19 protein-coding genes, 1 tRNA gene and 1 pseudogene are annotated in these 24,031 nt (G+C 60.9%); 4 read left to right on the top strand and 17 right to left on the bottom strand.

Going from position 1 to position 24,031, the window contains the following annotated elements; translation table 11 throughout:
* Positions 1–63: 63 nt before the first annotated feature.
* The 7 genes and pseudogenes from R6Y96_RS01625 to R6Y96_RS01595 form a co-directional block, all read right to left on the bottom strand.
* Positions 64–1,656, bottom strand: a pseudogene (locus R6Y96_RS01625) (IS1634 family transposase).
* Positions 1,657–1,909: 253 nt separating this feature from the next.
* A tRNA-Leu gene (locus R6Y96_RS01620) sits at positions 1,910–1,992 on the bottom strand.
* A gap of 55 nt (positions 1,993–2,047) precedes the next feature.
* Positions 2,048–2,890 carry an alpha/beta hydrolase gene (locus R6Y96_RS01615; RefSeq protein ID WP_318621749.1) on the bottom strand — a complete coding sequence of 281 codons (843 nt, stop codon included), beginning with the start codon at positions 2,888–2,890 and terminating at the stop codon, positions 2,048–2,050.
* Between the two features lie 12 nt (positions 2,891–2,902).
* Positions 2,903–6,766 carry a DNA-directed DNA polymerase II large subunit gene (locus tag R6Y96_RS01610; protein ID WP_318621748.1) on the bottom strand — a complete coding sequence of 1,288 codons (3,864 nt, stop codon included), beginning with the start codon at positions 6,764–6,766 and terminating at the stop codon, positions 2,903–2,905.
* Between the two features lie 81 nt (positions 6,767–6,847).
* Positions 6,848–7,360: a HEAT repeat domain-containing protein gene (locus R6Y96_RS01605; RefSeq protein ID WP_318621747.1), complete on the bottom strand. Its 513-nt coding sequence runs from the start codon at positions 7,358–7,360 to the stop codon at positions 6,848–6,850.
* The gene (locus tag R6Y96_RS01600; RefSeq protein WP_318621746.1) at positions 7,353–8,582 is read right to left on the bottom strand and encodes a HEAT repeat domain-containing protein; all 1,230 of its coding nucleotides are present in this window, start codon (positions 8,580–8,582) and stop codon (positions 7,353–7,355) included. Before R6Y96_RS01600 ends, R6Y96_RS01605 begins: the two co-directional genes overlap by 8 nt.
* Positions 8,579–8,725, bottom strand: coding sequence for a hypothetical protein (locus tag R6Y96_RS01595; RefSeq protein WP_318621745.1), 147 nt, complete (start codon positions 8,723–8,725; stop codon positions 8,579–8,581). The genes R6Y96_RS01600 and R6Y96_RS01595 overlap by 4 nt, the downstream gene beginning before the upstream one ends.
* A 103-nt stretch (positions 8,726–8,828) precedes the next feature.
* On the opposite strand from R6Y96_RS01595, the gene R6Y96_RS01590 reads away from it, so the two are divergent.
* Positions 8,829–11,507 carry a cation-translocating P-type ATPase gene (locus R6Y96_RS01590; protein WP_318622536.1) on the top strand — a complete coding sequence of 893 codons (2,679 nt, stop codon included), beginning with the start codon at positions 8,829–8,831 and terminating at the stop codon, positions 11,505–11,507.
* A 37-nt stretch (positions 11,508–11,544) separates the two neighbouring features.
* Here the strand turns inward: R6Y96_RS01590 and R6Y96_RS01585 are convergent, their stop codons facing one another.
* The 8 genes from R6Y96_RS01585 to R6Y96_RS01550 form a co-directional block, all read right to left on the bottom strand.
* Positions 11,545–12,705, bottom strand: a complete 1,161-nt coding sequence (locus R6Y96_RS01585; protein ID WP_318621744.1) for an aconitase X catalytic domain-containing protein — start codon at positions 12,703–12,705, stop codon at positions 11,545–11,547.
* A gap of 1 nt (position 12,706) precedes the next feature.
* Complete coding sequence (locus R6Y96_RS01580; protein ID WP_318622535.1) at positions 12,707–13,948, bottom strand: UbiD family decarboxylase; 1,242 nt, start codon at positions 13,946–13,948, stop codon at positions 12,707–12,709.
* Positions 13,941–14,495: a UbiX family flavin prenyltransferase gene (locus tag R6Y96_RS01575; protein ID WP_318621743.1), complete on the bottom strand. Its 555-nt coding sequence runs from the start codon at positions 14,493–14,495 to the stop codon at positions 13,941–13,943. Before R6Y96_RS01575 ends, R6Y96_RS01580 begins: the two co-directional genes overlap by 8 nt.
* Before the next feature lie 14 nt (positions 14,496–14,509).
* Positions 14,510–15,718 (bottom strand): HD domain-containing protein, encoded by a 1,209-nt coding sequence (locus R6Y96_RS01570; RefSeq protein ID WP_318621742.1) that lies wholly within the window; start codon positions 15,716–15,718, stop codon positions 14,510–14,512.
* Positions 15,719–16,016: 298 nt separating this feature from the next.
* Positions 16,017–16,427 (bottom strand): Zn-ribbon domain-containing OB-fold protein, encoded by a 411-nt coding sequence (locus tag R6Y96_RS01565; RefSeq protein WP_318621741.1) that lies wholly within the window; start codon positions 16,425–16,427, stop codon positions 16,017–16,019.
* A 4-nt stretch (positions 16,428–16,431) separates the two neighbouring features.
* On the bottom strand, positions 16,432–17,592 hold the full coding sequence (locus tag R6Y96_RS01560) for a thiolase domain-containing protein (RefSeq protein WP_318621740.1): 1,161 nt from the start codon (positions 17,590–17,592) through the stop codon (positions 16,432–16,434).
* Positions 17,589–18,644: a hydroxymethylglutaryl-CoA synthase gene (locus R6Y96_RS01555; protein ID WP_318621739.1), complete on the bottom strand. Its 1,056-nt coding sequence runs from the start codon at positions 18,642–18,644 to the stop codon at positions 17,589–17,591. The genes R6Y96_RS01560 and R6Y96_RS01555 overlap by 4 nt, the downstream gene beginning before the upstream one ends.
* Complete coding sequence (locus tag R6Y96_RS01550; RefSeq protein ID WP_318621738.1) at positions 18,638–19,348, bottom strand: helix-turn-helix domain-containing protein; 711 nt, start codon at positions 19,346–19,348, stop codon at positions 18,638–18,640. Before R6Y96_RS01550 ends, R6Y96_RS01555 begins: the two co-directional genes overlap by 7 nt.
* A 118-nt stretch (positions 19,349–19,466) precedes the next feature.
* On the opposite strand from R6Y96_RS01550, the gene R6Y96_RS01545 reads away from it, so the two are divergent.
* The 3 genes from R6Y96_RS01545 (at position 19,467) to R6Y96_RS01535 (ending at position 21,743) form a co-directional block, all read left to right on the top strand.
* A complete protein-coding gene (locus tag R6Y96_RS01545) occupies positions 19,467–20,135 on the top strand; it encodes a DUF120 domain-containing protein (protein ID WP_318621737.1) in 669 nt (222 codons plus the stop codon).
* On the top strand, positions 20,128–20,805 hold the full coding sequence (gene ribB, locus R6Y96_RS01540; RefSeq protein WP_318621736.1) for a 3,4-dihydroxy-2-butanone-4-phosphate synthase: 678 nt from the start codon (positions 20,128–20,130) through the stop codon (positions 20,803–20,805). Before R6Y96_RS01545 ends, ribB begins: the two co-directional genes overlap by 8 nt.
* Before the next feature lie 287 nt (positions 20,806–21,092).
* The gene (locus R6Y96_RS01535; protein ID WP_318621735.1) at positions 21,093–21,743 is read left to right on the top strand and encodes a recombinase family protein; all 651 of its coding nucleotides are present in this window, start codon (positions 21,093–21,095) and stop codon (positions 21,741–21,743) included.
* 364 nt (positions 21,744–22,107) lie between these two features.
* Here the strand turns inward: R6Y96_RS01535 and R6Y96_RS01530 are convergent, their stop codons facing one another.
* Both R6Y96_RS01530 and R6Y96_RS01525 read right to left on the bottom strand, forming a co-directional pair.
* Complete coding sequence (locus R6Y96_RS01530) at positions 22,108–22,677, bottom strand: RPA family protein (protein WP_318621734.1); 570 nt, start codon at positions 22,675–22,677, stop codon at positions 22,108–22,110.
* The gene (locus R6Y96_RS01525; protein ID WP_318621733.1) at positions 22,674–23,900 is read right to left on the bottom strand and encodes a nucleotide-binding protein; all 1,227 of its coding nucleotides are present in this window, start codon (positions 23,898–23,900) and stop codon (positions 22,674–22,676) included. The genes R6Y96_RS01530 and R6Y96_RS01525 overlap by 4 nt, the downstream gene beginning before the upstream one ends.
* Positions 23,901–24,031 lie beyond the last annotated feature (131 nt).

Genomic DNA, 24,031 nt, shown 5'->3' with positions numbered 1-24,031 from the left:
GGAGAGCATTCGAGGGAGAGGCCTTCATACCAACTGCGGCTTACAGGTATACCTGACCTGTTACTAGTAATTTTCATACTCCGTTCCAAGCAACCGGAGTATCTTCCAGAACTCCGGGTTCATGTTCGTAACCAGCACCGTCACCGCCTCCTCCGCTTGGAACCGGAGTTCCCGGACTCCGCGGAAGCGGAAGAACACCCACTTCAGGGTTGGTTTTCGGGTCTGCTTCTTCGTCTGACCGGTCACCGTTTCCCCGTTCTCCTGCAGTTTCCGGCGGAGCCGGAACTCAGTCATCGCATAGATGAAGAGACAGAGGACCATGATCATCGCCAGTGCCTGGATCCGGGAGGGTTTCTTGAGATAGATCTCCGCCACCCGGAACGAGGGATCCTTGAGGAACCGGAACCCCCGCTCCACCGTGCCCTGCTCTTTGTAGTTTTTGAGCAGGTCGTCCGGTGAAAGTTCCCGATCGTTCGTCGCCAGAACGAACCGGCCGAGTTTCTGCCGACGTTGTTCGACAACCAGGGGGTTGTACTCAAGCTCCGCAGAGACCGTATAGACCGTCTCCACTGGCTCATCCGCCTTCGGCCTGCCCCGCTTCTTCGTCAGCTTCCGGGTAGTTGTTCGGATGTCCAGAGAACTAAAACGGAACTGCAGGTGCTCCTGCAACCACTTCTCGGCGGCGATCCGGGCATCCGGCTCGCAGGCGAACTCCTGTGCCCTGAGTTTTCGGAGCGACGTCTCTGCCTTTTTTCTGTCCTTCTCCAGCCTTTTTGCGAATGTCTTCTCCTGCTGCTCCTGCATCGGTGCCGAGTGGTAGACGACCCATTTCTGCGGGATGCCGGCATATTCAGACATATGCTCCGCATACCGGTAGCGGTCGTCCGCGCACGGGTGCAGGGGCAGGTCTGCGGCGACGAGATCCTTGACCTCGTTCAGGGTCGCCGGCACCCGGCTGATCCAGAGAAGGTATGGGTGCCGAGCGTCGCGAGGTTCTCGGCGGTGTAGAAGGCGGCATCGGCGATGTGATAGACCTTGCCCGGGTGCTGCAGGTTCTCAGTCAGTTGAGTGATGATCGTCAGCAGCGTCTTCTTATCGGATTCGTTCCCGGAGAAGGTCTGCAGAAAGAGCGGGATGCCATGCTGATCGGTCGCCATTCCGAGGACGAACTGCTTGAGGTCCCACCGACCGTCTTTGGGATGGCCGTAGGTGATGGTCATGTCGCGGGAGGTCGGTGTCGGCGTCATACTCGCCGCTGACGCTGAAGGCGGTGGTGTCGACGTGGAGGCAGTGTGTGCCGTAGTCGCTGGCGAGGAGGCACTCGGCAACGATCTCGTTGAAGAGCTCGGTCGGACCGTACGCGGCGATCGCGTCGAGCGTCCGGCCCAGGACGTCGTCGTTGAGGTGGTCGATCGTCACGCCGTCGCCGAGGAGCCGGTCGACGGCGATGTCCGAGAAGAATTCCGGATACAGGTAGAGTCGCCGTTCGACAAACCCGAGACCGTTGAGCACCATGGCTTTGACAATATCCCCGTGGGTGAGGTGTTGGTGCCTTGTTTTGGGAATGGCACGGTCAACGACCCCGGCGATCCCGAGGGTGTCGAAAGCACCGGCAACGATCCCGAGATGGCCGATCGAGACATTGGAGCCTTCGATGAAGTCAGCAGAAGTGGGCACAACAGAGGTTTTTCCGGAAAGTACAAGGATCTTGCGGTTTGATAATTCTACCGAGGGCTCAAGTTAGTGCGAAAGGTGGGTTTCACGTAAAAGAGCGGTATCTATGGCACGAATTTGATATTCATACCTGATCGAATGGAAAACTTCGTTAATGGATGTGGTAGGTTCCATGAGAAAAGGTCAGAGGAAGAGCTGATAAAGATTTTGAAGGGATTGTGACGTCACGTCTGGATGCGAGGGGAGGGATTCGAACCCGCGAACTCCTTTGAGAGTCGATCTTGAGTCGACCGCCGTTGACCGCTTGGCTACCCTCGCGCCTGTAACATTTGAACCTGCAGAGTAATGAGTTTGATGGCCTCGGCCGCCCCCATCACTCCCCCTCAGGCACGCACCTCTGGACGAACACCCCTGCCCGTTCGATCGCTTCCGCGGCCTCCGGGAGAACGCCGGCAAACACCTGCCAGAAATGAAACACCCCTTCGACACAGTCGAAGGTTACGGGAACCCCCTCGAGCCGTGCGGTCTCCACAAAGGCTCTGATCCCGTCGATCAGCACCTCACCTCCCCCCGCCTGCACAAAGAGCGGCGGCAGCCCCCCAACGTCCGCATACAGCGGGGATGCCAGCGGGTCGGAGGGGTCGTGCCCGGCAAGGTAGTCATCACGCATCGCCTCAAGGCGGTCAGGCGTGAGCCAGTCGGTCTCCTGATTGAATATCATCGACTCGCCCTGGAATAGCAGATCCACCGCTGGGGAGAGGAGGACCGCCGCTGCCGGCATCGGCAGCCCCAGGCTCCGCCCGGCAAGGAGCATCGAGAGGACGAGCGTCCCGCCGGCCGATATCCCTACCGGCACCAGTTGAGCCGGGAGGCAACCCCCATCCAGCAGGTAACGGTAGACAGAGAGAGCGTCCTCAACCGCTGCAGGGAACGGGTGCTCCGGGGCGAGACGGTAGTCGACCGAGACGACCTCGGCGCCCGCGGCATCCGCGAGCCTCGCACAGAGGTCGAGGTGGTCGGCCGTCGAGCAGGAGGTGAATCCACCGGCGTGGAAGAAGAGAAGTGTCCGGCAAGGCGCAGACGCGGGCACCGTTAAACGGTATGCCGGGGTGCCGCATCCCAGCCGCTCAATCCAGGGCAACCGGGGCTCCTCCGTCGGGATGGGCGTCCCGGATCTCAGGGCAGCCAGGACGGCCGCGGGCGGGAGCGTTGTCACGCAGCCTCACTCTCACATAAAGTCCGCAAGCCCCAGCTGCCGCTCGGGGGGCTCGCCGAAGGTGGACTCGATCTGCATCGCGAGCACCTCCACCCGCTGTTTTGTGTAATCAGACACCCGGTAGTTTGCACAGATGTTTCGCGACATCTCCAGGTACTTCTTCACCGAACCCTCGTGAACGGTGGGGATTACGTTTCCGCCGCAACGGGTGCACTTCCCCGCAAGCGGCATCCGCCTGTACTTCGCGTTGCACTTCATGCACCGCACCTTCTGCTTTGAAAAAGCGTTGAGGTTCCCCTGGAGGTCGCGGATGAAATGAGTGTTCAGGACACGTTCAGCAACATCGTCCTCATCCACCGCCCGGATCTTCTTCGCGAGTTCGAGTTCCGCCTCCAGTTTCTCAAGCATCGACCCCAGTTTAGTGTAGGTGGACTCGAGCGGTCCCGCCGAGATGTTCGAGGTCGGGTGGGTGAACGAGAACCCCTCAAACTGTGCCGGGGTGCCGAGCCGCCGTTCCACCCGGTCGACGTGGTCGTCAAGGTCTTTTGGGTGGGTGTATGCGAGGCAACCGTTGTAGACCTCCAGGGGGTAATGGTCGCAGACATCGACGTTGTGACACTCCTTATCGACCTCTGCCGGGTCGATCCGTGTCGTCAGGACGAGCGGGGCGTCCATCGTCCCGCCCCGGGTCTCCGGGAGGTAGGAGCGCGAGAAGTTGATCAACCCGTCGAGGAGGAGCATCACGCAGTCCTCGTCACCGTCGCACTGCCCGCAGAAGATCCCGTTTGCGGCAAGGGTATGGTTATCGGCTACCGTGAGACAGTATACCCTATCATCGAGCGCCTGCACCGTCTCGCGTGCCACAACCTCATCGCTGACGACAACCCCCCCCTCCTCCACCGGGACGCGGTCGCCGGGTGCGGCCTCCAGTGCCCGGACCTTCCGGAGATAATCCGTGTCCCAGACGAGCATCGCGTGGTCTGGCGTGACCGTGATAAACTTCCCTCTCCGTGTCTCAAACCGGATCATGTGCGCAGGGGCGCGGTGGACCGAGACCGAGGTCACCCGTTTCAGGCTGACCCTCCCCTGAGTGTCTATGCTTCTCACATAGAACGGTTGTTTCGGGTCGGAGTAGTATGTCCCGAGATGGTCAAGCCCCGGCCTTGAGATATCGAAGTTCTCCACGACGAACTGCCGTATGGGTATCGTCAGCCACCGCCGCCCGTCTGAGACGGTAATCTCGGTATCGCCGGCAAAACAGTTCCTCCTCTTCGCCGCGTGGAAGAACGGGTGGCCGTAGCCCACCGGCGCCTTCGAGAACCCGATCAACCTGGCGAGAACCCCGGCGCTCGTGTGCGGGGCAAGCCCTATCAACAGGTGGCCGACCAGGTCAGTGGGTTTCTCCGCATTGTAAAACGGTTCAAGCCCGTAGAACTTCACCAGGAGTTCGTCGATGAACTTTGACACCCGGACAAGCCACTCGCCACAGTCCTCCGAGACCAGGATGTCCTGGTGACGGAGTTCCAGCACCTGATCGTCCGAGGCAAGTTCCTGGCCGTGGATGTCCCGGGTGTAGCCGAGTTCGTGGAGCCGCTCGATGGGGACACCGATCTCGCCCGGCCGGAAGTGGGTGAGGGGGAGGTCGATCATATCGTAGCGGACAGTGCCGTCCTTGAATACATAAAGGTTTTGCAACGCCCGGAGGATCCCCTTCTCGATCGGTTCCACCGGTCGTTCGCGGGAGATCAGTCCCCTGACACCCTTTAAGAGCGCGATCGAGGATTCGCGAAGATCCAGCCGTTCGAGCGCCGCTGCATACTCCGCCCTGACATTGATCGTGACCTTCTGGAGACATACGGTCTCCACCCTGCACCGTGGGCAGACCCCCTCGCCCACCTCCTTGCCGCACTTCGGGCACCGGAAGACCGGGTTTGTGTGCGTCCCGCAGTCACAGAGGTTCTTGTAGGTGAACGCACCGCATGCGGGGCAGCGTCGTTCCCCTGTCTCCACCTCGATCACCCCGCCGTCTGTGTTGGAACGTGGTTTTGATGTGCAGGCCGCCTGGAACGACCGGCGTGAACCGCCTTCGTCCCCGATGGGGAAGAGCGAGTGGGGCGGTGGACGCATCTCCCGCGGTTTTGATTTCCCGGGTCGGCCCATCCGGCCTCCAATCCTGGTTCCGGCCCGCGAACGGATCCTGAAACCCGAGAGGTGCATCACCAGGTCAAGAGAGTTCTCCATCGGGGCATCCTGCCACTCCGGCCGCTTCTCCAGCTCCAGCGTCAACCCCAGGCATGCAAGGAAGACCAGGTGCTCCCGGATCGCGATCCTGTCCCCGGAGAGGTGATGGGGCACCAGGAGTTCCTCAAGGATTGCCTTTACCTCCGGTCTGTTCGGGAGCAGCAGCACCCCGTCCTCGGTCCTGCCCACTGTGGAGACCGTATCCGCAAGCCGGGCGATATCGGCAGGGGTGATATCGTCCCACATGTATGTGTAGTCGGGGTGGAGGGGCGCACCCTCGATCGCGAACTCGATCGCCTCGAGTTCGTTCTCCGGGTGGCGCGGCCCCCCCTCGAGCATCCACCACTCCTCGCAGTAGGCCGGCGGGATAAGCGGGTGGTTGTTCTCCATGAACTCCCCGAAACTGATCAGGATCTCACCGACGTCCAGGATCTCCTCGACCTGTCCGAGGACTTTCCTGGTCTCTGCAGCATCGTCCACCCTTCGCACCTCACCGTTCTGGAGTTTAACCGTCGGCCCCTGGATCGAGTCTACCGGCACAATTCCAGCCGCCTTCCCCGGTCGTTCAATCTTCATCTGCGTCCCGACCGCCAGGAAGTCTCCCAGGATATGCATCGTTGCAGGGTTCAGGCCGGCCGCGGCAAACCCGGTGTTGCGCGCCCGACCCAGGCGCAGCCGGAACCCGCCCCTGCGCATAGGGTAGGCAAAGACCGGTCGCCCGCCGATCAGGTCGCGGATGTATTTGTCTCTGGGTTTGATCGCGGCGCTGGCATCGTCTTCCTCGCTAGTTGCCGTGGTCGCGCCGCTGATCAGGTCATCGAGCCAGTCCCAGCCCTCCATCTCCATCTTCCGGACGTTTTTGAGGACCTTCGGGGCTTTCAGCGCCAGCCCTTCCGCAACAACCAGCGCCATACCCCCACGGACGGTGTTCGTCTCCACCCGTTCCAGGTTCCGGTAACCGCTCACCTCCTGCTGCTCGGTCGGTTCTCCATCGATGCAGACAGGACAGTTCTCGATGATCATCCTGAGTTCTTTCTCGCCCGGAAGGTACTGGAGACTCATGATGTTGTTGTACTGCCGGATCTCCTCGATGTAGCGCTCCACCTCATCGGGGCGCGGGATGTAGCGGCCGATCCCGAGCGCACGGCGAACGTAGTCCCCCACAAGCACAGAGAGCGCCTGGGCTGTCCCTCCGGCGCTCCGGATGGGGCCAGCGTAGTAGATCTTCAGGTAATCCGTCCCGTCATCGTTCCTCCCGAGACCGACCTTTGCAATCCCCTCCGTCGGGGCGGCCACCACACCCTCGGTTAGGAGGGCCAGCGCCGCGCGGATGGCGTGGTCCAGGATATCCTCTCGCGTCGTCTCTCCAAACTTCCTTGCCACAAAATCGTCGCCTATCCGTAGCGCGGCCTCTTCACGGGACATCACCTCTTCAAGCTCCCGGATACGGGCGGCGATACCACGGTAGCCGAGGAGCGCCTCCACGCGGTCGGCAAGGTCGCTTGCCACCGGGATCTCGACCTCCGTTCGGGGGTCGAGGCAGCGGGCGCGAGCGGCGGCGGCAAGGCGCATCGCAGCCTCGAGCCCGGCGTCGATCTCCTCGAAGTAGCGGGCGATAGCGGGCGAAACCTCCATGATTAAGTATGAGTCCTCCAGGCATTTAGCGGACTCGTTCCCGCCCGGCGCACCCGCCGATCCCGATCAGATATCATCCGGTTACCGGTCATTTACCTTCAGCGCCCCGGCAAGCGGCCCCACCCCCGGTTCACCCATCCTCCAGAGGATGAGAGCGGCGCGTTCCTGTGTATCCGGGTCGGGGCTCTCCATCAGTCGGAGCAGCGGTTCGACCGCCGGTTCACCGATCCGGCATAAGGCCATCATGGCGAACGGCATGAGGTCGCGCTCAGCTCTTGTGATGATATCGATGAGCGGTTCGATCGCGGGTTCGCCGATCTCTGCAAGGGCCGCGGCGGCGTATCGCCGGAGATCGATCTCATCCGTGCCTCGCATCGCCGTGAGCAGCGGTTCGATCGCCGGGCTGCCTATCAGCACAAGTGCGTTGGCGGCATACCACCGGAGGTCGTTATCGCCCGTCTGCATCACGGCGATGAGCGGTTCTACGGCCTCTTTCCCGCTCGTCCCGAGTTTTGCGGTCGCCGCGCGGCGCACATCGAGCGTACCGCTCTTCAGGTCGGTGATCAGTTCCTCGATCCGGTTCCTCTCAGTCATACCGTTCAGGTGCTTCTTCGCGAGAGTTATGTCTTCCTGATGCCGCCAGAAGAGCCTCCCTGGCTGCACTGTGCACCTCTTCCCGGGCATCGTCGAGGCCGCTGATCAGGGCCTCCACCGCTTGTCGGTCATCTATCCTCCCGAGAACACGGGCTGCTCCTGCACGGATGCGCCAGTCGCCAGCCTCGCGGAGCGCTCGAACAACCGCGGGGACGGCAGGTCTCCCGATCTGGCTGAGGGCGGCGGTTGCCCCCTCCCGGAGACGGTCATCGTCCGTCCCGAGCGCGTCCATGAGGCGCGGGACAGCCGGTTCACCAATATCCGCAAGCGCCGCCGCAGCTCGCAGCCTCACATCATCATCGGGGTCGGGAAGCGTCTTGATCAGGGCTTCAACAGCCCTCTCCCCTCCGATCTTTCCGAGCGCGATCGCCGCCCCCCACCTTACGCGCTCGTCTCCGTTGTGGATTGCGGCGATGAGATCCTCCAGTGCAGCCTCCCCGACCTCCGCGAGTGCAACGGCCGCCCTGCTCCGGACGTAGGTGTCGGGGTCGTCGAGCGCGGCCAGCAGTCCGGGGACGGCCGCGGGATCGCCGATCTCCCCAAGGGCGACCGCGGCCATCCAGCGGACGTCGGCGTCCTCGTGCCGCAGCCTCTCTGTGAGCGCGCCAACGGCCGGGAGGCCGAGTTTGCCGAGCGCTTCCGCCGCCTTCCAGCGGACGCCGGGATCGGGGTCGGTCAGGAGAGCGGCAAGCGGTTCGACCGCTGCAGGGTCGCCACTATCACCCAGGCACCCGGCTGCCCGGTAGCGCGTTCGGGGGTCGCGGTTTGAGAGGAGGGCGATCAACCGGCCGGTATCTCGCTCGCATGCAGCCGGTTTCGGCTCGTCGATGCGGAAATGGAGTTCTCCTTTGCGCCTGCCCACAACTTCAAATAGATAACCGAGAAGCCAGGCAGCGATGATGAAGGTGGCTGCACTTACGAGGATCGAGGGGCCAGGCGGGCCGTGAAAGAGGTACTCAGTTGTTACGTGGACTGCGGCGAGCAACAGTCCGACGGCAACGGCACGGCGGCGGTACCAGAAAGCGGCCAGGATGAGCACCAGGTAGAAGAAGTGGGTGTAGGCGACCGTGCCGAAAGCGAGGTCGAATAAGACCGCGAGTGCTGCAACGAGAACGATGATCGCGGGTCTGGCCAAATTCTCTAACCGCCATGCAGCAGTCATACCGAAGAGTGGATGCGGTTTGCACCCATAAAAGGGTTTATGCGCTGCGGCTCGCTTCGACTTCTGGAAGCACCGGCTGCAATCTTTGGGCAACTCTCCCGCTCGTGCAGCATATCTTCAAGACCCCTCTGCTCCCCGTTCATGTAAGCGATCTCTCTCCTTTTTATATTCCTGTGCAGAACAGGGAATATATGCCTCTCTTGCCGGTAGCAGGATGCAGAGACACCGCCTGCAGGAGGCTGACCTCTGCCTGATTACCATGCCCTCTCCGTGGATGACGTCCAGCAGAACCTCGGGACAGGACGTTCGGGCCTCTCCACGGCCGAGGCAGAGGAGCGGCTGCGGCGTTACGGGAAGAACATCCTGCGTGAGGAGGCGCGTGAGACCCGGCTCCAGGTGTTTTTACGGCAGTTCAAAAGCATCCTCATAATCATACTTATAGTCGCTGCCGCGGTCTCGTTTGCGGTCGACGAACCGCTGGACGCTGCGGCTATCCTGATCATCGTCTTCTTAAACGCCATCCTTGGGTTCACCCAGGAGTGGCAGGCGGGGGAGGCGATCGCGGCACTCAAAAAGTTGCTCGTTCAGCGTGCGGTGGTTATCCGTGATGGGGAGCGGCGGGAGATCGATGCTCCGGGGATAGTCCCGGGAGACCTCGCCGTCGTGGAGATGGGTGAGCGGGTTCCCGCCGATATCTACCTTATCGAGGCGACATCGCTCCAGGTGGACGAGGCGCCGCTGACAGGCGAGTCGGCGCCGGTGGACAAGGCGCCGGGTTCACTCCCGCCAGAGACACCCCTTGCCGAGCGGAGCAACATGATCTTTGCTGGCACAACGGTGGTCAACGGGCACGGCCGGGGGTACGTCGTCGCCACCGGCATGCAGACGGAGTTCGGGCTGATCGCCGGCCTCTCCCAGCAGGTCGAGGACGAAACCACCCCCCTCGCCCGGCAGATGGACAGGCTCGGCCGCGACCTCGGACTGATCGCTCTCGGCATTGCCGCGATCGCGGTTGTCATCGGGCTCCTTCAGCAGCGGGAACTTCTTGAGATGTTTCTTGTCGGGGTCTCGCTTGCGGTGGCGGTGATCCCGGAGGGTCTTCCTGCGGTCGTGACGCTGACGCTTGCGCTAGGCGTCAAGAACATGATGCAGAGGAACTGTCTTATCCGCCACCTGCCGGCATCGGAGACGCTTGGCGCCGTCTCTGTGATCTGTACCGACAAGACCGGGACACTCACCCGGAACGAGATGACCGTTGTCCGGGTGTGGACGCCCGAAGCGGAGGTCGAGGTCACCGGTGCAGGATACATCCCGGAGGGCGAGTTCATCCTCGACGGCGCCCCGATCGACCCGCTCGCAGACCCCGGTCTCCGGCGGTTTCTGCAAACAGTCCTCATCTGTAACCATGCGAGCCTCGGTCACGGGGAGGAGGGATGGCGGATCTTCGGAACCCCAACCGAGGGGGCGCTCGTGGTCGCGGCGGCCAAAGCCGGCCTCTCCCGTGAAGACCTCCCGGAACCTGTAAAAGAGTTCTCGTTCAACTCCACCAGGAAACGGATGACTGTCATCTGTCCCGGCAGGGAGGGTGGCGGCTACATCGCCTGCGTGAAGGGGGCGCCGGAAGTTCTCCTTGAACGCTCCACGCTGATGCTCAGGGATGGTTCGGCAGTCCCGCTCACCGATGACCTCCGGAGAGAGGTTCTCCTTGCGATCGAAGGCTACGCCTCGCAAGGACTCAGGGTGCTCGGGGCGGCCTGCCGCCCGCTTTCCACCGCCGCAGACTGGACACCGGAGGCGGTGGAGGATGACCTGGTCTTTCTTGGGTTTGCAGGTATAGTCGATCCTCCGCGTCCGGAGGCGGCGGAGGCCATCAGCCTCTGTCGGAGCGCCGGGATCGACGTCATCATGATCACGGGGGACAACCCTCTGACCGCGTCTGCTATCGCCAGCGTCCTCGGCCTCTCCAGCGAGGGAGCACTGACCGGCGCCGACATTGAATCGCTCTCCGACGACGAACTCGCGGAGCGTCTCCGGACGACAAACGTCCTCTCCCGGGTCACGGCGGAGCACAAACTCCGGGTGGTCGATCTCCTCTCCCGCGACCGGAAGGTGATCGCCATGACCGGGGACGGCGTCAACGACGCCCCTGCGCTCAAAAAGGCAAGCATAGGGATAGCCATGGGCATCAAGGGGACGGACGCGGCCAGAGAGTCAAGCGACATGGTGCTAGTGGACGACAACTTCGCAAGCATCGTCGCCGGCGTGGAGGAAGGGAGACGGGAGTATGACAACATCGCCCGGTTCACCCGCTACCTCCTCTCCTCCAATGTAGGGGAGATAGTCGCGATCGTCGGCGGGCTCCTCCTTGGTCTCCCGCTGATACTCATCCCGGTCCAGATCCTCTGGATCAACCTGGTCACCGACGGATTCACCGCTCTGGCCCTCGGACTCGAACCCGCTGAACGGGATGTAATGCAACGACGGCCGCGCGACCCGGAGGAGCCCATACTCAACCGGAACGCCTACCTGGTCATCCTCCTCCTGGGGGCGTGGCTCGGTCTCCTGACTCTTCACGCCTTCCTGGGTGTCTACGAGGTCGACCTTGACCGGGCGCGGACGATGGCTTTTACAGGGCTCGTCATCTTTGAGGTCTACAACGTGCTGAACTTCCGGTCGTTCCGGTTCCCGCTCTATCGGATCGGATTCTTCTCGAACCCTGCCCTGATACTGGCGATCCTCGGGACGCTCGCACTCCAGGCTGTTGTTGTCTACGTCCCCCCGATGCAGATCTTCCTGGGGACGGCGCCTCTCACACTCGCCGACTGGGGACTGCTCGCCATCCTCGGCCTCCCGGTGCTGATCGGAGGGGAGGTCTACAAGGTCATCCGGCTGAGGGCCGGCCGGGCCTCTCGGGCTGCGGGTTGAATCCTGCATCGGGAGTTTTTAGCGTTGCAGGGCGGGCCTACGACGTCGCGGCCTCGACACACTCTGCCCTGGTTCCTATCCGGGCGATCGCCCCGCACATCCCGGGAACGTAGGCGAAGGCCTTCCCCGAGTCCACCATGATCGATCTGAACTCGTCCATCCTGGGCGAGACGACCATACAGGTGTCCGTGATCACCCGGGCACCGCTCCGCTCGATCACGCTCACCAGGTCCAGGTTATTCTTTGCGATCCACGCCGCGGTGAAGACGTAAAATGGTTTTGTTGTGGTCTTCCCCCGCAGGAGCTCCGCAACTTCCCTGAGTTCGTCGGCGGAACAGTGCGGACAGCCCACCGCTACCGCCTCGACCCCTGTATCTTCAAAGAGAGCCTCGATCTCGTCCTCCGTCACCGTCACCCGGTCAAGGCCGTCGGTCGGGAACGAAAAGACCCTTGCTTCCGGGGTGATTCCGTCGACGTGGAAGAGTGCGACCGCGCCGGTTGCAGCCATCGCGGCACCCAGGGCCTTGAGCTGGTCGCGGTTCGGCCGGATCCCCTGAAATATCGGGATCCGGTTCCCGACTTTCTTGCCGGCGATATGACCGATGGCGCCCCAGTGGCCGGCGTGCGGCCCGGTGTCGCCCTCGATATCGATGACGACCTGCGGTCGGCGGTTCTCGACGATGTGGAGACCGTAGTAAGGCGTCTTTCCTATGATCGCCGCTGCAAGGGCGCTCGGTCCGCCCTCCCGGTTTGTCCTGGCGCCGAGAACGGAGTTTGCGTAGACAACCGCCGACGATTCCGACCACGCCAGGTGCTCGCCGTATTCGGTGATCCGGAGGTAGTATGGGGTGCAGGTGCACTCCAGCCTGACGCCGAGCCTCCGGTAGGCCTCGACGACCTCCGCCTGGTGGCGGGCGAACTCCTCATCGATCCCGAAATCCTGCCACCCCTCCCGCGGCATACCGATCGGGTTTAAGACCGTCGGGACCACCACCCTGGCGTTGAGGCTCTGCAGCCAGGCAAGCCCCCATCTCCCGATCGTCTTGTAGGATGCACCGCTCACCTGGGCGCCTGTGATCGGGATGAGTTTGCCGGCGCCGTAGACCTCCCCGAGCGCGACCAGGATCTCCATCATCTTCTGCCTCGTCTCGCCAAACTCGCCCGCGAGAACCCGTTCATCATCGTTATCAAGATACATCTTACACCCACCCCGCTCTCCTGAACTCGTCCTCTCTCCCCATGACCATGGTGGCGTCGATCCCGACCTTCACGTTTGTCCCGTCGGCAAGGCGCATCGGGTCGAGCGACGAGCCCCGCACGCCTGTGATGACCATGATATCGGTATCACCACGCACCCTTGTTGCGATCGCGTACTCGACGTCGTTGGGGTCGTGGATCTCGATATCTTCGTCCACCACCACAACGTGCTTCAAGGACGTATGGGCCGCAAAAGCCGCCATGATAGCGTTCTTACCATCGCCCTGTGTGTTCTTCCGGATCTTGACCACGGCGTGGAGGTAGCCGGCGCCGCCCTTTGTGAGGAGGACATCGCGCACAGTTGTCACCTCGCTTACGGCGCGGTAGATCTTCGGTTCATACGGTGCCCCCATCAGGAGTTTGTGTTCATCGCCGGCCGGGAGGATGCCGTGGTAGATGGGGTCGCCCTTACAGTAGATACGGTTGAACTCGATCACCGGTTGCTGGCGCACGGGGTCGTAGGTGCCCGTGATATCGACAAACGGTCCTTCCGGCGCCGTCTCCGGGCCGATATAGCCCTCGAGCACGATCTCGGCATCGGGAACCCGGACGCCGTTCTCACACTCTCTGACACTGAGTTCACCGCCCATCAACTCAGCAGCGTAGGCGAGTTCTTTACCCTCAGGAACACGTGTGCAGGCGGCAAATGTCACCAGGGGATGGGTGCCGATGGTGACCGCGATCGGAAGTCGTTCCCCGTGGGCAAGCGCCGTCTTCAGCATGGTGTGGGTGTGACGCCCTTCCACGAGCCTGGCCACCACATGACGGTCGTCGATGACCATCATCCGGTGGATGGAGGCGTTCTCAACGCCGTCGCAACTTGAAAATACGATGCCCGCTGTTATGTAGCGCCCTGCATCCCCGGGGAAGTGTTTCATCACGGGGATGCGGGAAAGGTCTGCTGGAACGCCGCCCCCGCACCGTCCCGCGTCCAGCACCCGGCCGTTATAGGTTGCGGCCGCAAGATGGGGAACGAGCCTTCGCTCCTCGACACCGAGCGCCGCGGCAAGCGCGTCCCTGCTGGCAAGGAGGTTCATCACACCCCGGTGGCCGTCGAGGTTGTGGAAGAAGACGATCTTATCGGTTCGGCTCGCCACCCGGGGAGCCTCGTATACTGTCGAGCAGGGGTTCTCGATATCCTCGACCCGCCCTCGCTCTCGCATCATCTCAATGAAATCACGCATCGTATCCGCTCCATCGGGTTCCAAGGTCATGCCTGACCCCCAGGTGATCGAGCACCCGGGCCACCACCATATCGACAAGGTCGTCGATGGTCTGGGGGTGGTGGTAGAAGGGAGGGCTTGCGACCATCACGGTCGCCCCGGTCTCGTCGGCGGCAAGCATGTTCTTCAGGTGGATCCGGGATAGCGGCATCTCCCGGAGCAGCAGCAGCAGTGGTCGCCTCTCCTTAAGACAGACGTCCGCCGCCCGTGTGATCAGGTTGTCAGCAAACCCGTTGCTGACCGCTGCAAGAGTCTTCATGCTGCAGGGCACGATCGCCATCCCGTCGCAACAGAACGACCCGCTTGCAATATCGGCCGCGAGATTGCTGTTGTCAGCATAAACAGCGTCAAACCCCGTGAGGTCAACACCCTCGATCCCGGCGATCTGCCGGGCGGTATCGGAGATGACGATATGCACCCTGGCGCGCTCACAGAGCACCTCGAGCAGGCGACGGGCGTAGATAACCCCGCTTGCCCCTGTCACCCCGACGACAAACTCCCTCTTCATGTCCTCTACATCCGTTATGTAACTACAAGTTTATCCTGTTTTGTCGCTCGCTTCACCCGGAGGACTTCCATTGCCGCCTGCTCCACCACCTGGCGGTGCACTGCGGGGGTATAGACGCCGAGGCGCCATTGATGTCGCCGGGTATCGTTCAGGGTGTTGATGATTGGCGAGACCTCCTCGATATCCACCATCGCATGGGTGTTTCTTACCCTGATCTCCATCGAGAGTGCCCTGGGGATGGGGGGGATGTCCACCAGGACGTCGTCCTGCCCCACCCCTGCGGTCTCGGCGATGGCACGGGCGATCTCGCGCTCCCGCGCTGGATCTGCTTCCTGGCGGAGGGCCACGGCATTTACCCGGTCATCGCCTATATAAAGCGCACGCTTGTAGAGGTCGCGGTTGTAGATCCGGCGGGCAAGGTCGCGGCTGATGGCGTGGGGTGAATGTTTCAACCGTTCCATGCAGGCGGCATCGTCCATCCGCATCAGTTCTCCTGCGTCCGTTGCCGGGACATTCTGCAACTCTTCCCGGAGGGCGTGGACGAACATGCTTGTCGCAATACGGCTGACGTGATGGAAGTAGACCGCCGGGCGCATGAGCGTCCGGGCGATCAGGAGCGACTCGGCGGTGTTGATCCCGCCCTCGTTCAGTGCCACCCCTGTTTCGGATAGGATGGTGCACCGGATCAACCGCTGGGCGTCGACCGTCCCGTAGGGCACGCCGGTATAATGGGCGTCCCGCATCAGGTAGTCCATCCGGTCGACATCGAGGCTGCCGTGGATGATGCTTGCAAGATGGTGTTTCCCGGCGACAATGGCACAGACCTCCGCGGGGTCGAGCCCCGCGCCTTCCAGTATCTCTGCAACCGTTCCATCCCGGAGGAGGTGATCGATCTCGTGATGGCTTCGGCCTGTGTACTCTTCCATCACAGGTTCGGTGGCATGGGAGAATGGGCCGTGACCGGTGTCGTGGAGCAGGGCGGCCGTGGTTATAAGCCGGGTCTCTTCTTCATCAAGCCCGAGCCTGCCTGCCATCAGCCCGGCAAGGTGCATCGTCCCGAGAGAGTGTTCAAACCGGGTATGGTTAGCGCCGGGGTATACCAGGTTTGCAAACCCTAACTGGCTTACGTGGCGGAGCCTCTGGAGGAGTTCGGTATCTATAAGTTGGAGCGCCAGGGTGTCTGCCTCGATGTAGCCGTGCACCGGATCCTTTATGATCTTCATCCAGACTGGGCAGGGAGACCCCGGTCGGGATCGCCGTGGAGTCTGCCCTTGTTCGCCTCCTGTAGGTCTCTACTCTGCCGGATTTAACCGGGGTCAGGGGAAGTTATGGGGGGTCGAGAGGTTGGCGGAGACGGATCTCCCGGCCGGTTTCCAGGTTCGTGACCTCCGGGGCTGAAAGCGGCGCTGCCCTCTCTCTCCTGCGAGGATATATAACCCCGGTATCATATTAACTTGCGGGGGTGAAGGGGTAGCGGAGCGGGATGTCCCTGGTTTTCAGGCGCGGGGCAGTTCGCCTACTTCAGAGGAGTATGTCTTCTCCCTCCACCGGCACGAACTTTGTTCCATAGTGGATGACGCCACTCTCCCCGTCCGCTGCCACCCGGCGGAAGACACCCCTCACCCGCATCCCTATCCGTGCCTCCTCGGGGGGGCAGACCACCTGGGCGGTGAGTCGCGGCCCTTCGTCGAGTTTTATGATCGCGAGGACGTAGGGGGTGGCGTACTCAAACTGGTCGCTTGCCGACCGGATCACCGTGTAGGTGACGACCGTCCCCTCGCCGCTGAACTTATGGTTTACGATCCTGCCGCTTCGCCGGCAGTCGGGGCATAGTGTTCGCGGCGGGAAGAAGTAGCGGCCGCAGGTCGTGCACTGCGTCCCTATGAGGTTGTAGCGTTGTGGGATCTTTCTCCAGAATCGTGATACTGACATCTTTTCATACCCCCAGGATGTGCACCACCACTGTTGCACCTGTTCCGCCCACGTTGTGCGCCATACCGATCTCAGCGTCCACCTGCCGACTTCCGGCCTCACCGCGGAGTTGCGTGACGATCTCGCAGACCTGCTTGATGCCGGTCGCGCCGACCGGATGGCCGCAGGCTTTCAGGCCACCGCTTGTGTTCACCGGCAGGTCACCGCCAATTGCGGTCACACCCTCCCAGGTGAGTCTCCCGGCCTCACCCTTTTTGCAGAACCCCAGGTCCTCTATCGCACATATCTCTGCGATCGTGAAGCAGTCATGGACCTCAAGCAGGTCGATATCCTTATGCTCGAGCCCGGCCTGGTCGAAAGCCCGTTTCCCTGCCACAACGGTCGCGTCCAGGGTGGAGATGTCGCGCCGGTCATGGAGCGCGATGGTATCGCTTGCCTGGGCGCTCGCGAGAACGCGCACCGGTGAGTCGGTATACTCCCTGGCGCGCTCAAGCGGCACCACCACGACCGCCGCTGCACCGTCGGTGATCGGCGAGCAGTCGAAGAGCCGCAGCGGGTCGGCGACCAGCGATGAGTTAAGAACGGTATCGATTGTGATCCTGTTCTTGAACTGGGCGATCGGGTTCCGTGCGCCGTTCTCGTGATTCTTCACCGCGACCTGTGCGAGTTGTTCACGGGTGAGGGGGTAACGATGCATGTAGTCGTTTGCAATCATCGCGTATAGTCCGGGGAATGTCGCCCCGGCGAATCCCTCCCACTCGCGGTCAGCGGCGCTCGCAAGCATGTCCACGCTCGCTCCAGTCCCGACGTCCGTCATCTTCTCGACGCCTGCTGCGACCACGATATCCTCCATGCCGCTTGCGACCGCTATCACCGCCTGCCGGAATGCAAGCCCACCAGAAGCGCAGGCCGCCTCCACCCTTGTGGAGGGGATGTGGTTGCTTGCAAGTCCCGCGTAATCCGCGATCAGGGCTCCGATGTGCTCCTGTTCAACGAATCGGCCGGCGCTCATGTTCCCCACGTAGAGGGCGTCAAGTTCATCGCCGGCAACCCCGGCGTCCTGGAGGGCCATCACCCCCGCAGTGACGAAGAGGTCGCGAAACGATGCGCCCCAGTGCTCCCCGAATTCTGTGCACCCGATTCCGACTACTGCTACGTCTCTCATCTCTGCATCACAATCTTTCCCTTGTGCTTGGCATACAGCGCATAATCGAGGTATACCGGATTTTCAAGCAGTCGCTTCACGCTCGGCGCCGCCGTGCGGTCGAACACCTCTGACTCAATGAGATCGGTGACCGTGATATCGAATGCGTCACTTCCGGCCCCTGAGCCAAACGACGTGACGAAGATCCTCTCACCGGGCTTCGCTACGTCGAGTGTGGCGGCAAGCCCGATCATCGATGCCCCGGAGTAGGTGTTGCCGAGCCTCGGGACGACAAGACCGGGCTCGATCTGCTCCTCCCTGAACCCGAGCATCTTTGCCACCCGTTGCGGGAACTTGGCGTTGGGCTGGTGGAATACGGCGTAGTCATAATCCTTCGGGGTTGTGCCAGCCATCTCAAACATCAGCATGGCAGCGCCCTGGACGTGCTTGAAATAACCCGGATCGCCGGTGAACCGGCCGCCATGGCGCGGGTAGTTCTGCCCCTCACGCCGCCAGAAATCGGGTGTGTCGGTGGTAAACGAGCACGTCCGGTTGATATCGGCGATGACGTCCTCCCCGCCGATGACAAACGCGGCCCCACCCGCCGCCGCCGTGTACTCGAGCGCGTCGCCGGGGGCACCCTGCGCCACGTCCGCGCCTATGGCAATCCCTAACTGGATCATACCGCTCTTCACAAGACCCATGCAGGTCTGGATACCGGCTGTACCGGCCTTGCACGCGAACTCGTAGTCGGCGGCGGTCATGTTGGGTGTCGCCTCTATGGCCTCGCCGACGGTGCAGGCGGTGGGTTTGACGGCGTAGGGGTGGGACTCGCTTCCCACGTAGATTGCCCCGATATCTTCTGGGTCGATCTCATCTCTGCGCCGGAGAGCGGCGCGCGCCGCCTCCACGGCGATGGTTGCTGTATCCTCGTCCAGATCGGGGACGGACTTTTCATAGACTCCGAGACCTCGCGTGATATCATCCGCGCTGGCGCCCCAGACCCGCGCGATCTCCGGGACTTTTATCCGGTATCGCGGGATGTAGACGCCGTAGGAGTAGATTCCTACCATAACTTCCCTCGTAGTGAACTGATGATCGTCTCGACGTCCATCTTTGTGCAGAGCACACTGATACGGTCGCGTTCCGCCAGTTTCGGGATCAGAGGGTGCACCAGTTCGGGTCCGATGCCCTGCAGCACAACACAGCGCGGCTTGAACGGCGTGACCCTGATCGCCACCATGGGGGATTTTCCGGTCGAGACCTCGGTGAAGATGAGAGCACGTTCTGTGCTCCAGCCGTATATGCGGTTGAACTCACTTGAAGAGAGTTGCAGGATCGCATTGAGGCTGTTGATCACCGTATACCCATAGATGGTCTGATCCAGAGTGCCACAGAGCGGGACAGCATCGATGGCCTCTGCAAACTCGGTGAGACGCACCGGCGACGCGTAGTCGTGGATGTCGTAGATGACGTCTTCGTCAAACTCGTTGTACAGGATTTTTGCAAATTTGTTGATGTATCGGCCGCCGTTCTCCTCGTCGATCGATAGGATCGCATCAACGATCTTTCCAACGATGGCGGTTCCCGGGCTCTTTCGCCGTCCACTTTCGTAATCACTGATAACTGAGGGAGAGACCTCAAGCCGCTCGGCGAGAACTCCCTGCGGGATGTTGAAACTCTGCCGCCACTTCTTGAGGGCCAGTCCCGGTGAGTCCGAGAGCGTGATCTCTCCTGCCATCTTCTCAGCAAGTTGATGCCGCACCCCGGATTTCATGCAGGTAATGTCACCACGGCAACTTAAATAATTAGCGTAGAGGACTTCGACATTTCACGAAGTGGATCCGCGGGTGATTCCACAACCCGTAAATAGTATGCATCTCAAGTATGGTATAATGGTTGAACCTGAAGACCTGCAGTCTTTAAAGACGATTGCCCTGCTTGGGGGGTGCCAGGGGCCGATCTGGCTCTCTTCGCAGTCGCTCGGGAACGAACTAGGGATCAGCCCCCAGACAGCCTCAAGGAGACTGATCGCTCTTGAGCGGGAGCGGTTGATCGCCCGGTCGATGAGACCCGACGGCCAGTATGTTGCCCTCACTCCCCGGGGCGAGCAGGTGCTGAGACGGGAGTATGCGGATTATGTCAGGATCTTCAATCAGGAACGCCGGCAGTACACCCTGACCGGGACGGTGATCAGCGGCCTCGGTGAAGGACGCTACTACATGAGCCTGCCATACTATAGAGAGCAGTTCAGCGCGTCCCTCGGGTTCGAACCATTCCCCGGAACGCTGAACGTCAGGCTCGATCCCCCATCAATTCAGGTCCGCAAGCACGTCGAGAATGCGGGGTGGATCGAGATACCGGGGTTTACTGCAGATGACCGGACTTTTGGCGGAGCAAGGGTGCTCCCATGCCGCATTCAGGGGCAGAAGTGCGCGATAGTTGTCCCCTCCCGCACGCATTATCCCGAGGATATCATCGAGATCATCGCCGGTTGCGAACTTCGCAAAGCCCTGAACCTGAACGATAACGATAAGATCGAGGTGGAGATTACACATGATTGATGCAGCCATAGATGCCCTTGCACGGGGTGAGTTCGTCCTGTTATACGACTTTGATGATCGGGAGCGCGAGACCGATCTTGCTATACGTTCAGACGCGGTCACGCCCGCCCATATACGGCAGATGCGCAAGGACGGCGGTGGACTTATCTGCACGGCGGTGCATGGTGAGGCCGCAAAGAGGCTTGGTCTGCCGTTTGCGCACGAGATCCTGTGCGGTTGCGGTCTCGTCGAGAAGGACGGCGAGATCCCGTATGACACAAGAAACCACTCGTCTTTCTCCCTCTGGGTGAACCATCGCGATACCTATACCGGCGTCACGGACAGGGACCGCGCGCTGACGATCACCGCCATAGCCGAAGAGGTGAAACGGTCACTCAACGGCGGAGGGCACGACTTTGCCGCCCATTTCAGGACTCCCGGTCACGTGGCGCTGCTGCGTGCCGCTGACCGGCTGCTTGACGAGCGGCATGGTCAGACCGAACTCTCGATCGCGCTTGCGCTCATGGCCGGTATCACCCCTGCGGTGACGATCTGCGAGATGCTGGATGACGAGACAGGGTTTGCCCTCGCAAAAGAGGATGCGATGGAGTATGCGCGAGAGCATGGACTCGTCTTTGTTGAGGGGCGAGAGGTTCTGGATCTCTGGGAGTCCTGCAGACCGCTGATATAAGAGACGCGTCGGGCCAACCAGCGTTTGCCCCTGGCAATTGCAGGATAGTTGCAGGGCTGCTGATTTCGGGTGGAAGGGTGGTATTTGTGCGCGTTCCCCCTTTCCATGGTTGTCCGGGTTTTTGCGCCCTGTTTCCCTCTTTTTCCGAATAGTTATTTTTGGGCTGTGTTTTTGTACATCGTTGCTGGAGAATAGAAATATACGCGGTATTTCGGCCAGTACCGCAAAAAGGCGCACTTTGTGCGTTTTCAAAAATAATATATATGATTGGACGGGATCATAAACGGATGAAAAAGGATGCAGTTGCATACTTGAATACAAGAAATAAGGAGGATTATGCAACACAAAAGGCGGAGTTTGATGACTTTTGCAAATATCGATTTCGCGTTGTTGAAATCTTCCACGATCACCGTGCATATGCAACCCCCCCGGAGAAGCGCAAGGGTTTTAGCGGGATGCTTGAGTACTGTGCTGCCAACAACTGCCGGGACATCATCATATACGATCTTGCAGGACTTGCAAAGGATCCTGACGCAGGGCTTGCCGCTCTGAAGTCCTTGAATGAGCAGTGTACCGTCTACTGCGTGCATAACGATTTCTTCGGGTTCCCGAATGATCCGGAGCAGAGGAGAGCGGCCATTGCCGACTTCATCGAGTATATGGAGCACTACCGTGAGAACGCCCGGAAAATCGTTCCGGCAGCCTCAAAAAAAGCAAAGAAGGATCGCGGACGTCCCATCGGTAGACCAAAGGCGCTCACCGAGGGTCAGGTACAGGCCCTCATCACTCTACGAGAGGCCGGGACAAGCATCAGCCAGATCTGCAGGATGTTCGACGTGAGCAGGAGCACGGTCAGCAAGGTTCTCGCGGACTATCCCGAATTGAAAGGGGAGTGGAAGGGCGCCAGGCAGGAGCCTGGAGACGAGCAGCAGGCATAATACCTCTCCAGGTTCCTGCCGTCTCCTCCTGGAAATACATCGCGCCGGTTGTTCCAGGTCACGGATCGGGGTTCATGATATGAATAACAGATCCGGTATCTTTCCCTGGTGCTGCCGGCACGGGCCTTCCATGGGACGTTCTCTCCTTATCTGCGCCATCCCTCCAGATCCGAAGATTTACGAAGAACAGATCCGGAAGGCCCCCGCTTCAGTGGGGGGAGCAGTCATATCCTCTGCGCTCCCGGCAACGGATTCTCACCGTCACCTGGATACAGAACCAGCGTTATGCCGGGAAGAACGGATCAAGCAGGATTACAGTCGGTTGCGGTTAAAAAAAGAGTTTTCGGAGGTAGAGCGTGACTTTTTACATCTGCACCTGGGTGAGGGCGTCGTAGACAATCTTTCGGTAGATATGCGGGACCTGTGTCCCGTATTCCTCCATGGCTTTCCGGGAGTCATCAGTGGTACCGAACGCATCAAGCCTGTCCAGAGTTGATCTTGCAGTATCCAGCACCCATAGGTCGCGGGTCTCACGATCAACTACCGTGATCGACTCTGTGCGGACAGATACCAGGCAGTTCCCGTCCTGGGTCGTGAAGAGGTTGGGTTTACCTACGACGGCGACGAAAGCAGGAGGTTCTATGCGGGCGAGTTGCTGCATCGCTTCTGGCTGGTAAGACCCGGCCATGATGAAGAAAGTGCCTGTTGGATCGACCACCCTCCCGCGGTAAAAGACGTTCTGGTCGCCCTGTCTTTGCTTCTCTGTGAGCGTTCCGACGATGAACACCCGATTACTTCGGATACCGGTCGGGAAGATGACGTATGTAGGGCTCTTCTCGTCGTCGCCATCCTTGAACTGGTAGCGCGTCTCACGGAATTCGGCTGCAAAAACCCTGCGCGCGGGTTCGCGCTCGAAAGTGGTCTGGGACCTCATGCCGGCTCACCTCCGGCGCGGTTTAGCAGTGCAGCCAGTTCTCCGGGATCAAACCGGATCGGGGTGCAGGAGTTGACAAGCAGCCTGCCGCCGAACTCACTTCCGTTGCAGGTGTAGTAGCGTCCGAGCACTGCATTCCCGATACGGTAGAAGATCTCATCCATACCAAGCGGATTGGTCTCTGCGATCTGGATGGCCTCTTCCAGGGTTATACTTGCAAGTTTCTCGACGATCTCGCGCTGCATCAGAACGTTTCTTGCGCGGTTGCCGTCGTCGAGAACCGCTTTTATGCGGAGATCGTAACGGAAATTGGGCTGGATCTCGTGCACAGGGCAGTAATTCTGCCGGGAGAGCGTCCGGTTGCAGCCCTCCACCGGACAGCGCTTTATCAGGCCAGAGCCCTGGGCAACGTGGACAAGGGCTCCCCGGCTTTCGGTCTCGTTCCGCCCTACCTCGATGTCCCCCTCATCGGCGATGTACATCGCGGTGTTCAGAACCAGGGAGAGCCTGCCGTTGTACTCGTCCACTGTGGCGTAATAGATGTTGTAGACGGTGTCTGGCTCCAGATTCTCTTTATCCTCGTCTTTCCAGATGACAAACTTGATTATGCCGCTCTCGTCGCCGAGGAGCCCGGTCTGGAGCATCCGGTCATTGGTGACCTCCCAGTCCTGGATGACCTTGGCCCGCACGCTGCCTACACCCGGTTTCAGGTCGGCAATTGGTGTTATCGATGGGAGGAGGGGAGCATCCTCCTCCAACCGCGAGATGGTGGTGCCCGAGTGGATCTTCAGGTTCGGCGCGCCCCTGTAGACATCAACGACCGCAGACTCTATCCGGTACCAGTGCCCGAACTCCATAGGGGGAACGTTCGACCGTGTCCAGGTCACAAAACGGATGGCCCCGCTCGAGTCGGCGATGATCCCGCTCTGAGCGATCGAAGGTGAGAGGGGCGGGGTCAGGGCAACGACCTTCCCTTCGATCGTCACCCACTCGCCGGGCGTGATCTCGCTTATCGGGCGGAGTTCTGTGGATGTGTTCCCGAGGCCGCTGACCTTGTACTCGCGGGCAAGATCGGCGGTCACACTGCGCTCGGCCTCAGCCAGGTTGACACCAAACTCCTCGACGAGACGACGGAGGCGGGACTCGATCTTCTGGCGGTCAGGTTGTGCGCCTTTTGCTTCAAGTTTCCGGGAGATTCTCTCTGTTACCTCAGATATGTTCATACATACATCTCCATTCTCTAATTCGGATCCTATAGGGTATTAAGTCTCGGGCGCGCGGCGTGAAAGTAATCCCACCCGGTCACCCCGCGACCGGCTGTAGCGGAATAGGCGCTGACTGTGGCTTCTCAGCC

Source organism: Methanoculleus receptaculi, from assembly GCF_033472595.1.
GTDB classification, from domain to species: Archaea; Halobacteriota; Methanomicrobia; order Methanomicrobiales; family Methanoculleaceae; genus Methanoculleus; species Methanoculleus receptaculi.
Note: the sequence above shows the minus strand (reverse complement) of the source record. Positions and strands in the feature narration are given on the sequence as shown.